We start from the raw sequence: 14,436 nt of genomic DNA, 5'->3' as shown, positions 1-14,436 counted from the left end.
CTTACGAGCGGTTTTAAGGACCAACAAGTAGGAGCGGACATTCAATCTATCTAATTTTATTGATCTAAAAACTCGGCAACAAATGCGTCAAATGCCTGTGGATTTTCGGCTTGAACCCAGTGACCGGCATTGGGAATTGTTTTAAACACGGCATTAGGAAATTGTTCCCTGATCTTAATTTTATCTTCAGGTAATATATATCTTGATTTCTCTCCAGGTAGAAATAATGTGGGACCGTTGAATATTCCTGATTTTACCCCGACAGTGATGAACTCCGTATATTTATTTTTTAAAATATCCAGATTAAAGCGCCAATCTAATTTCCGATCTTCTCTGATATATACATTTTTCAATAAAAATTGGATAACACCCGGATCACTCAAATAGTGTTCAATCTTTACTTGTACATCTTTCCTGTTATCCAGTGTTGTGATATCCACAGCAGTTAGCGCATCGAAGATATCCTCGTGATGTGGTGGATAAGCTTTGGGGGCTATATCAGCGATGATCAGTTTTTCAATTTTTCCGGGATGATCAATAGCAAATTGCATCGCTACTTTTCCGCCCAAAGAATGGCCCAATAGGAGCACTTTATCTGCTCCAATGGATGTTATATAGGCCAGCAGATCGTCTACCATAACTTCCACCGACATATCTTCACTATGGAAACTTCGTCCGTGATTACGAAGATCGAGTAAATGTACCTGTCTTTTCTCTCCGAAACTACGACCAAAGGATCCCCAGTTGTCTGCCATGCCAAAAAGCCCATGCAGGACAATTAATGGAGTGCCACCGTTATCTGCGCCATATATTTTGCTGTGTTGTAATTCTTTCAATGTCATGCTATCTATTATTGCAATTATAACCTCTCTGTGACGAGTATATGCAGCGAAGTTAGCTTTTGTTGGTGATTTTTTGATCGAAATTATGTAAAACATTTACATAACTTCCTACTTGATCCCATCTTGTCGCTCTTATCAAAATGGTAGTATTTGGTGATTTATTGGTAGTTCATCGCTGCTATATCCACCTTAATTTTGTGTAAACTTAATTCATAAAATAGATGAGCAATAGCGCGTTAATAGTCATTGATATTCAAAATGAGTATTTTGAAGATGGCGGAATGGAACTTGTCGATCCGTTGAAAGCAGGTAAGAATGCAAGAAGAGTGATCGACCAATTTAGGCGAAGAAAATTGCCAGTGGTTCATATCCAACATATTTCTTCAGATCCCAAAGCAATGCCATTCTTTATTGATGGTAGAAGAGCTGCCGAAATTCATGAAAGCGTAAGTCCAATGCCAAATGAGCTTGTCATACGTAAACATTTTCCCAACAGCTTTAGAGAGACAGAATTATTGGATTACCTTCGCAAAAATAAGATCGAGGAACTTGTTGTCGTAGGCATGATGACCCATATGTGTATTGATGCCACGGTACGTGCTGCTGTCGATTTGGGCTTTCCATGTACGGTAATTGATGATGCCTGTGCGACGCGCGATCTTGAGATCAATGGCTCAGTAGTTGGTGCACTGGAGGTTCAGCACGCATTTCTTGCAGCATTGGCATTCTTTTATGCGCAGATTCAGGATACTGAGACGTACTTGAAACTCCATTGATTTCAATGGAAGTTGGGCCATGTGGATGCCGGTCTGCATAGCCCGATTTTCATAACGTCAATTTGTATATGTAATTCAACATCTATTTTTTGAATTCCTGAATAAATGCACCAATGGTTTTTCCAGTTTGAGTTTTGAAAAACCGCATTAAATGATTGGGTTCTGAAAAGTTAAGGTCAAAAGCAATTTGATTAACAGAATGGTCAGAATGGATAAGAAGGTCCTGAATCTCGAATAGTAAACGCTGCCGAAGTAGGTGTGTCGCTGTGGTATTAAACTGTGCTTTAACGGCCTGATTTAACGTAATCCTACTTATTCCCATGAGTGTCGCATATTCGTTTACCCGTTGTTTTTCCCGAATGAACTGTTCCATAAGTTCTTTAAATTGATAGGCGAAGTTATTTTCCGCTTTTTGGTTCGGCAGCTTATTCAAGCGGGCATATTTTCGGTTTAAAGTCTGCAATAGGTAATAAAGTAAAGAACGAATAATATGGACACTATCTGCTTGGGTTTCGATAAGTTCAAGTTTAATTTCGGCAAGAAGACCACAGAATTTTGACATATGTGTGTCATCTGCTATAATTTGGGGAACATAACTAAGCTGGTAGAAATATAATAGTTTATATGTGAATAGTTTATCTGAAAAGAAATCATTCAAAAAGTCTTCCTGAAAAATCAATGTTGTAAATTCAAGGTGTTCTGGATCCAGTTCCCAGGTATGTTTTTGAAAAGCCGAAATAAAGATGATTGAATTGTCGGACAAGGAGAGGATCTCTTGCCCCAATATCAATCTGCCTTTGGCTTTTTTGAAAAATAGAATTTCAAAAAAATCTTTATGGTAAGTATCTTGATGTGTATAATCCGTTTCTTTTTCATTGAGGACATTCAACAAAAATTCAACGCCGCATTCACCCTTATGGAATTTTATTGTTCTCAATCTAGATTACTTTAATGAACCAAAAATACTAAACTTTATACGTTACACCAGCCTAAATACAAATATTATCGTACCGTTTTAGCCTCATGTTCATTGCCGCAACTAAGCAGGGAATAAAGATTGGAGGCGAAGTGTTTGAATGGTAAAAAGGTTTTCTGTTATTTGGTATTTTTCAAAACAGTAATCAAAACAGTAATCAAAACAGTTCATGGAGAATAGATGAGTGGGAGGGGATGTTATGAGAGAAGCTGAATTTTGAAAATGGGAATAAAATTTTTGGTAAAAGTGATTTTCATCACTTTTTTGTTGGGAAGAATACGCTACTTTTACTGCTGTAGCCATTTATCCAGTAAGATTAGTCTTTGGTATTGACAAAAATTATTTAGCCATAAAAATATATTATTTGGGGGTTTTCTCGTTATGAGAGGCCCCTTAATTTTTTAAGCAACCTCTAGTTTTGAGATGAAGGGACTATGTACGCCACCGCAAGCTTGAGGTCTTGTTTTAAAGAAAATAGGTCTTTTCGATAGCTTTCAATAGCTTGTTCGAAAAGACCTATAGGTGTCTTCTTATTCCTGCTTAGTAAATTGCATTCTGTGCCGTTAATATAACAGGAGCACCATCGGTAATGAGAATTGTATGTTCATGTTGGGCCATGAATCCACCTTTGTCCCCAACCATTGTCCAGCCGTCGTTGAGTTCGGTTGCGTATGTGGAGGTTGTTGAAATAAAGGTTTCAATAGCAACGACGGTATTCTTTCGAAATCTTCGTTGGTCGAAGCGATTTTTATAGTTAAGCAATTCATCGGGTTCCTCGTGCAGACTTTTTCCTACACCATGTCCGCCAAGATTCTTGATGACTTTATAGCCTCTTTTTTTCGCTTCAGTTTCTATTAGATGCCCAATATCGGCTATTTTCACACCACCACGAATATTATTGATTGCTTTTTGAAGAATTTCTTTTGATGCTTTTACTAATTTTTCGTGTTGAAATATGTCCTTTCCTATGACAAAGGAACAACCATTATCGGCCCAATACCCATCCAGTTCGGCAGATACATCGATATTGATCAAATCACCTTCTTGCAATAGTCTTTCTGCAGTAGGTATTCCATGGCAAAACTCGTTGTTTATACTAATACAGGTGTAGCCCGGGAAACCATAGGTAAGAGCGGGAGCAGAATTCGCACCCATGCTTTTTAATATTTCGGCTCCATATTCGTCAAGCTCTTTCGTGGACATACCCACTTGAGCATGTGCTATCATAGCTTTTAAGGTGATGGCAACGGCATCGCTCGCTTTTTGTATGCCTGTTAGCTCTGTTTCATTCGTTATAGACATCGCTGATGTTTTTATTGTGGAGCAGGTGAGCTCTGTTTTTTATTTTGTTATTTATAACTACCGGGAACAAATGATTGAAGGTCATTTTGTTTTAATCGGATATAAACCAGTACAAAGGTCTTAATAAAATTGAATAAAATAGACATTTGCTTGCGATTACAAGTAAATATACTGTATTTGGGCGTTAAAAGTCTAGTAACAAATGCCGAAAAGCAATGTGTTTTTGTCCTAGTTTTTATTGTTTTAGTCCGTTGTTTTGATGTTTAGACATTTATTTTTTTATGTATCTTTACATAACTTTATGATGTTGCTATTGATCATTTAAATTAAAATAAAATGGCTTTATTAGATACCCTAGCATGGCGTTATGCTACAAAAAAATACGACCCTACAAAAAAGGTCGCTCAGGAAGATTTGGATAAGATTTTGGAGGCAGCACGTATGGCTCCGAGCTCGTCTGGACTTCAACAGTTCCGTGTGATTGTGATTACGAATCAGGAATTAAAAGAAAAAATTGTACCTGTGGCTTGGGGGCAACAAATTGTTGCTGATAGCTCACATTTATTGGTCTTCGCAGGATGGGATAGCTATACGGACGAACGTATTGATAATACCTTCGACAAGATGAATGCGTTGAGAGGTTTACCTTTAGACACCACTGACGAGTATAAAAATAGATTGAAAGCACAGTTATCGAGCCTATCCGGTGAGCAACAAGCAGCCCATGCGGCTAAACAAGCCTATATTGCTTTTGGTCTGGCAATTGCTCAGGCTGCAGAATTAGGCGTTGATGCAACTCCTATGGAGGGTTTTTCAAATGCCGAATTGGATGAACTTCTTGGTTTAGATAAACTGGGATTGAAGAGTGCAATTATGCTTCCTTTAGGCTATCGGATGGAAGAACAAGATTGGTTGCTGAAGCTGAAAAAATTTAGACTTCCGAAAGAGGAATTTTTGATTGAACTCGCATAAATTGCAGAACAGTATTAAAAAGAGCGTTTCAACACTTGGTTGAAACGCTTTTTTTATAGTTGCCTCCAACTTACCCAGGGACCGCCTTTATAGACTACATAAGTTTACTGTTTGCCCCTTTTTTAGTTTGACATATTGTATGGTGTTATCTTTCTGTAAGGTCTTTTTCGTACTGACATACATGAGCGTATTGGGTTCAAAAATTCGAAAGGTACCATCTTCGGTCGCAGTTATTTTCAGCGTAACGATTTTATCTCCTTTTTTTTCAGCGCTCACGATAAATCCGCCCATCGTTCTTAAATTTTTGAAAGATGCTGTTGCCCATTCAGCAGGTAAGGCTGGGAAAATTTCTACATAGTTATTCTTGCTCTGAATGAGCAATTCGTGTATTCCTTGTGCAAAAGCAAAGTTACCTTCCAACGTAAATGGTCGATACGTAAAGTCTGAATATTGCCCACCTTTTTGGTCCCCGTTCAGATGAAAGGAATTGGTAGAACAAAAGTTCTGTGCAAATTTTTGAAGATTGATGACGGCTTCCTTTCCCTGTTTAGCCCGCGCGTGCAAACAAGCCATCCATGCAAAGGAATAACCGACCCACGCACGGGTACCCAGTTTTTCAATATGATCTAGGGAACTTTCGATGAGCTCTTTTTCCTGCGGATTATTGATGTCTAATAAATCCAATGGATAAATTGCCATATAGGGAGACATATGCCGATGGGAATGTTTCATTGGAAGATTTACAGCAACTTGTAGCCCGGTTTCATCCGTCGCATAATGAGGTAGTTGGGTCTTACATTTTAACCAAGCCTGCGCTTCTTGCGGTTTTCCCATGGCTGTGCTCACCTCAGTAGCAGCCTGGAAAAGAAAATGCGCTAAGCTAAGGTCGAAATTGGTCCAATTGTCAAACCATGCTGATACACTGTTGTCGTTGTATTCGGGACTGCTGCTCAAAGGCAGGTAACGGAGTCCATTTTTTAATGTGGTTATATTCTTAAGGTAAGTCGCAGACGCAATGATATAGGGATAGGCTTGTTCTCTTAGAAAGGTTTTATCCATACTATATTTCCATTGCCAATAAAAATGTTGGGCCGCCCATGCACCAATTGTAGGAGAAAGAGAATACTGAATCCATCCACCCATAGGGTCTCCATTTAAAGTAAGGACACCGGGTACATTCAGCCCATCGACACCGAAATATTGCTTTGTAAAGTCGCGGTTTTTTTTGCGGATCTTCCAGAGCCAATCTGTATAGCTTTTCGCTTCGGCTAATCTATTCCCCGAATAGGCTGGCCAATAGCTCAATTGGGTGTTAAGGTCATTGTGAAAGTCTCCTTTCCAAGGGGGGAGGCCACCATTATCTGCCGTCCAGACGGCCTGGAGCGTAATTGCTGGAGCGCCTTCTCTTGCGACAGCACCGAGCTTGTACATATCAAGATAATATTGCCTTTCAAGATTTTTTTCAGGAATAGTTATACTTGATTTGGACCAATAGTTTGACCACCAGTGCAAATGGCTTGTTTTTTCTTCGGTGTATTTTTTGAGGGAAAGTTTAGAAGGGCTTGCCCTTTGATCGTTGACGATTGTCCAATATCCAATCAGTTTTTTAGCTGATATTTTTTCCCATCTTAATACAACTTCAAAAAAATGATTGTCATAAGTTTTTTGGTGCAGCACTTCGTAATTGCTGGTTCTGGTTATATTTCCTTGCTTATATCCTAATCTTGCTAAATCTTGACCTTCAACAACGCTTTTGTTTTCATCTTTGTTTGCGCTATTTTCATATTGATGGGGAATTAATTGAGGGACAAGTTCACTCACATTGTTTCCTGTAATTTCAAAATAGCCAAAGGGTTTATAGGCGTGTATGAAGGTTCTTAATATCCGACCATCTTTGAATTTAAGAATATTGGTGGCCTGTTCCAGGTCAAGTACGTTCGAAACGACAGGGCCAAATTTCGCTAAGTCAAAAAATAGCGACGCTGCTGGAAGCTTGGTGGGATAGGGGGATCTATCGTAAGGAGCGTCTCCCCACTCTTGTACAATGCCATAACTGTTGTTTTTTATTTGTTGTTGGACCCAATTGAAATTGTGGTTTTCTATTGCAAAGGCCTTTCTTTCATCCCATAGATCTGCGCGATCAAGTGAAAATCGAATCGTATTATCTTTTTTCCAAATCAGTGCACCCAATTGACCATTTCCCAACGGAATGGCTTCATCCCACCGCAAAGCCAACTGATCGAAATGGAGGTTGTTGCCCGGTGTCGGTTGACCGAAAGAGAACACTGTGAACGAACAGAATAGTATTAAATAAAGATATTTCATAATTGAAAGGGTTAGCTTGTAAATTTAAAACTCTGGAAGGGGAGATACTGACACTATTGTTACTTTTTTGCATACTATTTTATCTAAGCGATGGCCTTGAGCCTGTTAAAACCACTTTAACAGCAGATTTAGCGGTGATTGTATGCAGTGCAGAAAACTAAAGAAGTTAATTCGTATCGAAATTGTTATACTTTTTGATTCGAATAAATATGTCGCAAAAGTGTTGTTTTATTGTCTGCAGTTTAACCAAGGAAAGTACGTTATGTTGTCTTAAATCAACCTTTTGAGCAGGTGGAACTATAGTGTCCAGAAAATCTCGCAAGGGCAAGGGGTAATATTGTTTATGTTTCTGTTAATCTAGTTTTAGTATAATCCAGTGTTGTTCTCTAATTTTATCCTACTCGAAACGAGCACATTTATGGAATAGTTTCGACTCCACTTAACGAAGAAAACAATCATTATTCATTTCGTTTAGTGCATAAACCTAAAATAATACAGAATAGATATATCCCAAGGCTATGAAAAAAAAGATTTTGGTGCTAATATTATTGGCGCTTGTGCTTATTGGTACAAGCATTTTGACTTTTGGAAAAAAAGAGCCAGTTGATTTTAGCGCTGATGTTAAACCGATATTGAATAAACATTGTATCACGTGCCATGGCGGGGTTAAAAAAAATGGTGGTTTAAGTTTTCTTTTTGAAAATGAGGCATTCGCCAAAGCCGAGTCAGGCAAATCAGCAATTATTCGTGGCGATGGCGAACACAGTGAACTGGTAAAGAGACTGATTTCCGATGATCCTGAATTGCGTATGCCTTACAATGCCCCTAAACTGAATGACGATGAAATTGATATACTCAAAAGATGGATCGATGAAGGAGCTAAGTGGGGAGAGCATTGGGCCTATACAACACCTAAGGAAACGGAGGTCCCTAAACCTTTTTCGTTGCTCAGTATATTTGGTGTAAAGCCCAGAGGGGTGAACAATACGATTGATTTTTTTGTTTTGGACAAGATGAAGGAAAAGAAATTGTCCTTTGCAGATGAAGCCGATAAAGCATTGTTGCTCCGAAGAGTGTATTTGGATCTAGTTGGTATCCCACCCTCGTTGGCAGAGATTCAAGCCTTTGAAGCAGACCAGCGTGATGATGCTTATACCCGGCGGGTAGACAGTCTGCTGGCTTCTCAGAAATATGGCGAAAAGTGGGCGAGTTGGTGGTTGGACATGGCACGATATGCCGATACGAAGGGCTACGAAAAGGATGGTTCGCGCACGATATGGACTTATCGGGACTGGGTCATCAAGGCCTTAAACAAGGACATGCCTTATGATGAATTTACGATTGAACAGCTTGCCGGGGATTTGCTGCCGGAGCCAACCAAGGATCAGCTTATCGCAACCGCCTTCCATCGCAATACCATGAATAATGATGAAGGCGGGACCGATAGCGAGGAATTTCGGATGGCTGCGGTTTTGGATCGTTTAAATACAACTTATCAAGTATGGTTGAGTACAACCTTCGAATGCGTGCAATGTCATAGTCATACTTATGATCCGTTTAAATTTGAAGAGTATTATAAATCGTTAGCTTTTTTTAACAACACCAGAGATGAAGATACCCAAGGTGATCATCCTAAACTGCGTTTTTATACTGCACAGGATGAAAAGCGAATTGACAGTATAAAGAGGTGGTTGTCGACGACAGGAAATGCAAGCTTGGTAAAATCAACAGATCTATTCCTTCACACCCTTGAGCCCAAAGTCCATGCCCATTACAGTGACCGAATAGTAGATGGTGCGCTTTATGATACGAAATGGTTGGGGGTGCGAACTGGAGGATCGGCTCGATTAAGGGCAATAAACCTGGATAATAAACAGCAATTCTTCATGAATTTCTGGACAGGTGCGGTAGGTGGAAAATTGGAAATTCATTTGGACAAACCTAGCGGGCCAATACTTGCCGTTATTGATTTGCCGAGTACGAATGGAAGACAGGTTATTCAGTCTCCCATAAGTGCGACTCGTGGTGTACATGACTTATATTTGGTTTTCAAGAATCCATCTGTCGCTCATGGACAGCCGATCTGCATGATTGAATGGTTTGCATTTCGCGAGAACTTTCCACATGAAAAGTCACTGGATAATATGAATTTTCAAAAGACTTTTCTCCAGTTGGTCAACATGCAACCTGAGGGAGTACCAATCATGATTGAAAATCCCAAAGACATGCATCGTAAGACAAACGTATTTATACGTGGTAACCGCCTGTCGCTAGGTGCGGAAGTGCAGCCTACAGTTCCGGCATCACTGAATAGTTTCCCGAAGGGGGCTCAACGCAATCGTTTGGGGTTTGCGCAGTGGATTGTCAGCAAGGAAAACCCATTGACAGCGCGAACTTTAGTTAATCGCGTATGGGCTCAACTATTTGGTCGGGGGCTTGTTGAACCATTGGGAGATATGGGCACACAGAGTATTCCGCCGATTCACCGAGAATTACTAGATTATCTTGCCCTAGATCTGATGAATACCAAAAAGTGGAGCGTTAAAAAATTGATCCGCGAGATGGTATTATCCGGAACTTACAAGCAGTCCTCTAGCTTGAACAATTCCAATTTTGAAAAGGATCCACAGAATTATTATTTGGCAAGGGGACCTCGCTTTAGATTATCTGCCGAACAGATTCGTGATCAGGCCTTAGCCGTAAGTGGATTGCTCAGCAATAAAATGTATGGACCAAGTGTAATGCCATACCAACCGGATGGGGTATGGATGACTGTATATAGCGGTGAGTCCTGGGTGAAAAGTGCTGGAGAAGATCAATACCGAAGGGGCATATATACGTTTCTAAAGCGTACGAGTCCTTACCCTTCCTTTGTTTCTTTTGATGCTTCGAGTAGGGAGGTTTGTTTGGTCGACCGTATCCGTACCAATACACCGCTGCAAGCGCTCGCTACATTAAACGATCCTGTTTACCTCGAAGCGGCTAAACATCTGGGGGCTATTATGGAAAAGGAGGGAAATGGAAACCTTAGAAATGGTATCCGTGTCGGTTATAAACGTGCAATGTTGAAGGATGCCGATGAAAAGAAACTCAAAGAGCTGGAACATCTTTATCAAAAAGCGTTGATTGATTTCAGCAAAAAGCCTGATTCGGCAGCCAAATTTTTGAATGAAGATTTAGCAAAAAGCAATGTAAAGGTCCTGCCTTCAAAAGCTGCCTACATGCTTGTTGCCAATGCAGTGCTGAATCTGGACGAGTTTTTAACGAAATCATAAATAATGAAATAATAAATATGGACTGAAACTTCTGAATAAGGGCTCTCGTATGAAAACGAAGTTTTTTGATAAGAAGGGTAAGGCCTATAAAATAATAAGAATATAAACCGAAATGAGCTAAAGCTGCGGACTAAAAAATTAGCGAAACAGCCCGTTCATATGTAATGATAGTCAGATGAAAGATCTAAATAAGCTAATAAAAGAAGCGCAACAATTTGAATTGCAGGCTGTCACAAGAAGACATTTTCTAAAGGATTGTGTGGCAGGTATCGGAGGTATTGCTTTGGGGAGTTTGTTGACGAGTTGTAATGGATGGGGACAATCAAAATCAGCAGAAAAGTTGGAACTGAATGCACTCAATCCGCTGGTACCCAGGCCTCCTCATTTTCCTGGTAAGGCTAAAAGTGTAATTTATCTGCATATGGCCGGCGCTCCGTCGCAATTGGAGTTATTTGATTACAAGCCTGCATTGCAGAAATTACATAATCAACCTTGTCCGGAATCCTTGCTCGCGGGAAAGAAATTTGCCTTTATTCGTGGAATTCCAAAAATGTTGGGGCCACAGGCTACTTTTAAACAATATGGAGCAAGTGGGGCTTGGGTATCAGATCATTTGCCTCACTTTAGTAAAGTTGTTGATGAAGTGAGTTTTCTGAAGGCCGTGCATACCGATCAGTTCAATCACGGTCCAGCGCAATTGTTTATGCATACGGGAAGTGCCCGTCTCGGCCGGCCAAGCATTGGTTCATGGGTAACGTATGGTCTGGGATCTGAAAATAGCAATTTACCCGGATTTGTTGTGTTAACATCGGGAGGTAAAACACCGGATGCAGGAAAAAGTGTCTGGGGAAGTGGATTTTTGCCATCGGTATACCAGGGCGTTCAATGTCGTTCAAAGGGTGATCCCGTATTATATATTGCCGATCCTGAAGGGATGGGAAGGGATATGAAGCGTGATTTGATTGATGCCATAAATAACGTCAACAAAACAGAATACGATACCTTTAAAGATCCAGAAACCTTGTCGCGGATTGCACAATATGAGATGGCTTATAAAATGCAGGTTGCAGTTCCTGAAGTGATGGACATCAATAATGAACCTGCTTATATTCACGAATTGTATGGAACTGAGCCGGGTAAAGAATCGTTTGCCAATAATTGCCTCTTGGCTCGGAAACTCGTAGAACAAGGGGTACGATTCGTTCAGTTATTTGATTGGGGTTGGGACAGTCACGGTACAAATCCCGCAGATTCGATTGATCTTGGCTTTAAAAATAAATGCCGGGAGATTGATCGACCAATGACCGCATTGATTATGGATCTAAAACAACGTGGTTTGCTGGAAGAAACATTAGTTGTGTGGGGAGGGGAATTTGGACGTACACCGATGCAGGAAAATAGGGACAACAGCGATATGCCATTCCTGGGACGCGATCATCATACCGACGCCTATACCATCTGGATGGCAGGCGGGGGAGTTCGTAATGGCATAAGTTACGGTCAAACCGATGATATCGGGTTCGCCGGGGTAGAAGGGCGCAGTTCTGTACACGATGTCCATGCGACCATGCTCCACCTTTTGGGTTTTGATCATGAGAAATTTACATACGATTTTCAAGGAAGGCCATTCCGATTGACAGATGTGGAGGGTGAACTTATTCAAGCTATAATTTAAAAATATGAAACAACTTCTAGTATTAATTTTATTTATGAGCAGTTTTCTATCCATGACTGCCCAGCAGTTACACATCAAATATTATTGCACCAATTGGGGAAATAGCGATTCCTGGGATACGTTCTGTCTCCGGGTGAAAAATGCTGGTTACGATGGTGTTGAATCCTGGTTACCCGGTAGCCCAAATGAGCGCAAGGAGATGATCGATGCATTACATAAATATGGATTGAGTTTAGGATTGCTTTCAGGCGGATCAGGCGGAACTTACGAGGAATATAAACAAAGTTTTAAGCGTAATTTGGATGAAGCAGCACAGCTGAAACCCGATTATATCAATTGCCATACAGGTAAGGATTATTACTCGTTTGAGCAGAATAAAACATTGATTGAGCTTGCCGATGCTGCTAAAAATAAGCACCACATCCCCGTTTATCATGAGACTCATCGCGGAAGATTTAGTTTTGCAGCTCATGTGACAAAAGAATATTTAGAGAAGATTCCGACCTTACAACTTGCATTGGATATCTCGCATTGGTGCAATGTGCACGAATCAATGCTTTCTGATCAGCCCGAGGCTGTAACAAAAGCACTTTCCAGAACGGAGCACATTCATGCACGAATTGGGCACCCTGAAGGACCACAAGTCAATGACCCCGCGGCTCCTGAATGGAAGAGTATCGTTGCACAACATTTGACCTGGTGGGATAAAGTTGTTGCTAAGCACAAGGAAAATGGGGTGAAGTTATTGACCATAACGACCGAGTTTGGTCCAGCGGGTTATTTACCCACATTACCATTTACACAACAACCGGTGGCCGATCAATGGTCAATCAATGTTTATATGTTGCATTTACTCAAAGACAGATATAAAGAATGATAGTTTTCTTTGATGAATTATTGGGCTTTTTGGGACGATTTCACCCGCTTTTGGTCCATTTACCGATCGGCATATTATTGTTGGCTTTTGTTATGGCAATTAGGACTCAGTTTAAAGGCGGTGATATGTATTTGCCTGCTATTAAGCTCTCCTTATTCCTAGGGACTATCGCTGCTCTAGTAGCTGCTTTATCGGGTTATCTGCTTTCACGAAATGGAGGTTATGAGGAGGATGTCCTGAGCTATCACAAATGGCTGGGAATTGCCGTGGCTATCAGTAGTTTATTGCTTTGGTTTCTTTATCGTAAAGAATCTCCTGGTGCATTTCGCTTTTGGCTTTTTTTCATCCTGGTGCTCTTAATTGGGGTGACTGGACACTACGGTGGAACACTGACACATGGAAAGGGTTACTTTGTGGAAGCTATGCCAGTAGCACTTAAAAAGCTGTTTAAAGCGGAAGAAGATAAAGAGGAGGTTCTTATCGTTCAAAATGCGCAGGAAGCAGAAACCTATAAGGGAATTATTCAACCTATTCTAAAACAGCGTTGTCAAAGTTGCCACGGGCAAAGAAAGCAGGAAGGGGGGCTGGCATTGGATACAAAAGAGAATTTGTTAAAAGGAGGAGAGAACGGCACAGTACTAAATGCAAATGATTCGAAAAAGAGTGAATTATATGCCCGGTTGGTGTTGCCCGAGGGACATAAGAAACGTATGCCCCCTAAAGGTCGTACACCGATAACCGCTGATCAGATAAAACTGATTGCCTGGTGGATTGATCAAGGAGCCAATTTTGATAAAAAAGTGCATGAAATACCACAAACGGAGGAAATAGCTCATTTGTTGAAAAAATTGGAAACAGGGGAAAAAGAGGAGTCTGCTGTATTGTATGCTGATCTACCAGCTGCACCAGCTTTGCCAAAAGATAAAGTTGATGCTTGGCAGGCTAAGGGTATTAAGATCATCCAAGTTGCAAGAGATAATAACTTCGTGTTGGTTAATGCGATTAATTATCCTCAATTTAATGATAAGGACCTACAGGAATTGTTAGCCATTAAGGATAATATTGTACAGCTGAAATTAGGAAATACGGCTATTACAGATCTTGCTTTTTCAACACTTTCGGCAATGCCCATTCTTTCCCGTCTGCATTTGGAAAATACAAAAATTTCCGATGCTGGATTGAGCCAGCTAAAAGGCCTGTCAAAATTAACGTATTTGAATCTGACAGGCACAAAAGTTACATCAAAAGGTCTATCAAAACTGAACGAGCTTCCGAGTTTAAAGAACGTCTATCTCTATAAGACGGTAAATCAGGAAGTCGCTGCAATAAAGCAGTTGAATGCTAAGATTGAGGCAGATACCGGTAATTATAGTTTGCCTTTTATTGAAACCGATACAATCAGGTTTTGAGCTGTTA

Annotated in this window: 10 protein-coding genes; 6 read left to right on the top strand and 4 right to left on the bottom strand. The window is 40.4% G+C overall.

Annotation, left to right across the window (positions count from 1 at the left end):
* Window positions 1–56: 56 nt before the first annotated feature.
* Entirely contained in the window at window positions 57–842 is a 786-nt protein-coding gene (locus ACHWSC_RS02500) for an alpha/beta fold hydrolase (protein WP_394675695.1), read from the bottom strand.
* Window positions 843–1,063: 221 nt separating this feature from the next.
* Between ACHWSC_RS02500 and ACHWSC_RS02495 the strand changes: the two genes are divergently transcribed.
* A complete protein-coding gene (locus ACHWSC_RS02495) occupies window positions 1,064–1,618 on the top strand; it encodes a cysteine hydrolase family protein (RefSeq protein ID WP_120332764.1) in 555 nt (184 codons plus the stop codon).
* An 82-nt stretch (window positions 1,619–1,700) separates the two neighbouring features.
* Here the strand turns inward: ACHWSC_RS02495 and ACHWSC_RS02490 are convergent, their stop codons facing one another.
* The gene (locus tag ACHWSC_RS02490) at window positions 1,701–2,555 is read right to left on the bottom strand and encodes a helix-turn-helix domain-containing protein (RefSeq protein WP_394675694.1); all 855 of its coding nucleotides are present in this window, start codon (window positions 2,553–2,555) and stop codon (window positions 1,701–1,703) included.
* Between the two features lie 579 nt (window positions 2,556–3,134).
* Window positions 3,135–3,896, bottom strand: a complete 762-nt coding sequence (map, locus tag ACHWSC_RS02485; RefSeq protein WP_088162047.1) for a type I methionyl aminopeptidase — start codon at window positions 3,894–3,896, stop codon at window positions 3,135–3,137.
* 336 nt (window positions 3,897–4,232) lie between these two features.
* Between map and ACHWSC_RS02480 the strand changes: the two genes are divergently transcribed.
* Window positions 4,233–4,868: an NAD(P)H-dependent oxidoreductase gene (locus ACHWSC_RS02480; protein WP_394675693.1), complete on the top strand. Its 636-nt coding sequence runs from the start codon at window positions 4,233–4,235 to the stop codon at window positions 4,866–4,868.
* Between the two features lie 87 nt (window positions 4,869–4,955).
* Here ACHWSC_RS02480 and ACHWSC_RS02475 read toward each other — a convergent pair whose 3' ends face one another.
* Window positions 4,956–7,193 (bottom strand): glycosyl hydrolase family 95 catalytic domain-containing protein, encoded by a 2,238-nt coding sequence (locus tag ACHWSC_RS02475; protein WP_394675692.1) that lies wholly within the window; start codon window positions 7,191–7,193, stop codon window positions 4,956–4,958.
* A 518-nt stretch (window positions 7,194–7,711) separates the two neighbouring features.
* On the opposite strand from ACHWSC_RS02475, the gene ACHWSC_RS02470 reads away from it, so the two are divergent.
* The 4 genes from ACHWSC_RS02470 to ACHWSC_RS02455 all read left to right on the top strand — a co-directional run bounded on the left by ACHWSC_RS02470 (window position 7,712) and on the right by ACHWSC_RS02455 (window position 14,429).
* Entirely contained in the window at window positions 7,712–10,468 is a 2,757-nt protein-coding gene (locus ACHWSC_RS02470) for a DUF1553 domain-containing protein (protein WP_394675691.1), read from the top strand.
* A 175-nt stretch (window positions 10,469–10,643) separates the two neighbouring features.
* Window positions 10,644–12,143: a DUF1501 domain-containing protein gene (locus tag ACHWSC_RS02465; RefSeq protein WP_394675690.1), complete on the top strand. Its 1,500-nt coding sequence runs from the start codon at window positions 10,644–10,646 to the stop codon at window positions 12,141–12,143.
* 4 nt (window positions 12,144–12,147) lie between these two features.
* Window positions 12,148–13,020 carry a sugar phosphate isomerase/epimerase family protein gene (locus ACHWSC_RS02460; RefSeq protein ID WP_394675689.1) on the top strand — a complete coding sequence of 291 codons (873 nt, stop codon included), beginning with the start codon at window positions 12,148–12,150 and terminating at the stop codon, window positions 13,018–13,020.
* The gene (locus tag ACHWSC_RS02455) at window positions 13,017–14,429 is read left to right on the top strand and encodes a c-type cytochrome domain-containing protein (RefSeq protein ID WP_394675688.1); all 1,413 of its coding nucleotides are present in this window, start codon (window positions 13,017–13,019) and stop codon (window positions 14,427–14,429) included. The genes ACHWSC_RS02460 and ACHWSC_RS02455 overlap by 4 nt, the downstream gene beginning before the upstream one ends.
* Window positions 14,430–14,436 lie beyond the last annotated feature (7 nt).

Source organism: uncultured Sphingobacterium sp., assembly GCF_964277905.1.
GTDB classification, from domain to species: Bacteria; Bacteroidota; Bacteroidia; order Sphingobacteriales; family Sphingobacteriaceae; genus Sphingobacterium; species Sphingobacterium siyangense.
Note: the sequence above shows the minus strand (reverse complement) of the source record. Positions and strands in the feature narration are given on the sequence as shown.

Bases quoted from the DNA above. Each gene is read 5' to 3' on its own strand.
- ACHWSC_RS02500 (WP_394675695.1), bottom strand. From the start codon at position 842: ATGACATTGAAAGAATTACAACACAGCAAAATATATGGCGCAGATAAC.
- ACHWSC_RS02495 (WP_120332764.1), top strand. From the start codon at position 1,064: ATGAGCAATAGCGCGTTAATAGTCATTGATATTCAAAATGAGTATTTT.
- map (WP_088162047.1), bottom strand. From the start codon at position 3,896: ATGTCTATAACGAATGAAACAGAGCTAACAGGCATACAAAAAGCGAGC.
- ACHWSC_RS02480 (WP_394675693.1), top strand. From the start codon at position 4,233: ATGGCTTTATTAGATACCCTAGCATGGCGTTATGCTACAAAAAAATAC.
- ACHWSC_RS02475 (WP_394675692.1), bottom strand. From the start codon at position 7,193: ATGAAATATCTTTATTTAATACTATTCTGTTCGTTCACAGTGTTCTCT.
- ACHWSC_RS02470 (WP_394675691.1), top strand. From the start codon at position 7,712: ATGAAAAAAAAGATTTTGGTGCTAATATTATTGGCGCTTGTGCTTATT.
- ACHWSC_RS02465 (WP_394675690.1), top strand. From the start codon at position 10,644: ATGAAAGATCTAAATAAGCTAATAAAAGAAGCGCAACAATTTGAATTG.
- ACHWSC_RS02460 (WP_394675689.1), top strand. From the start codon at position 12,148: ATGAAACAACTTCTAGTATTAATTTTATTTATGAGCAGTTTTCTATCC.
- ACHWSC_RS02455 (WP_394675688.1), top strand. From the start codon at position 13,017: ATGATAGTTTTCTTTGATGAATTATTGGGCTTTTTGGGACGATTTCAC.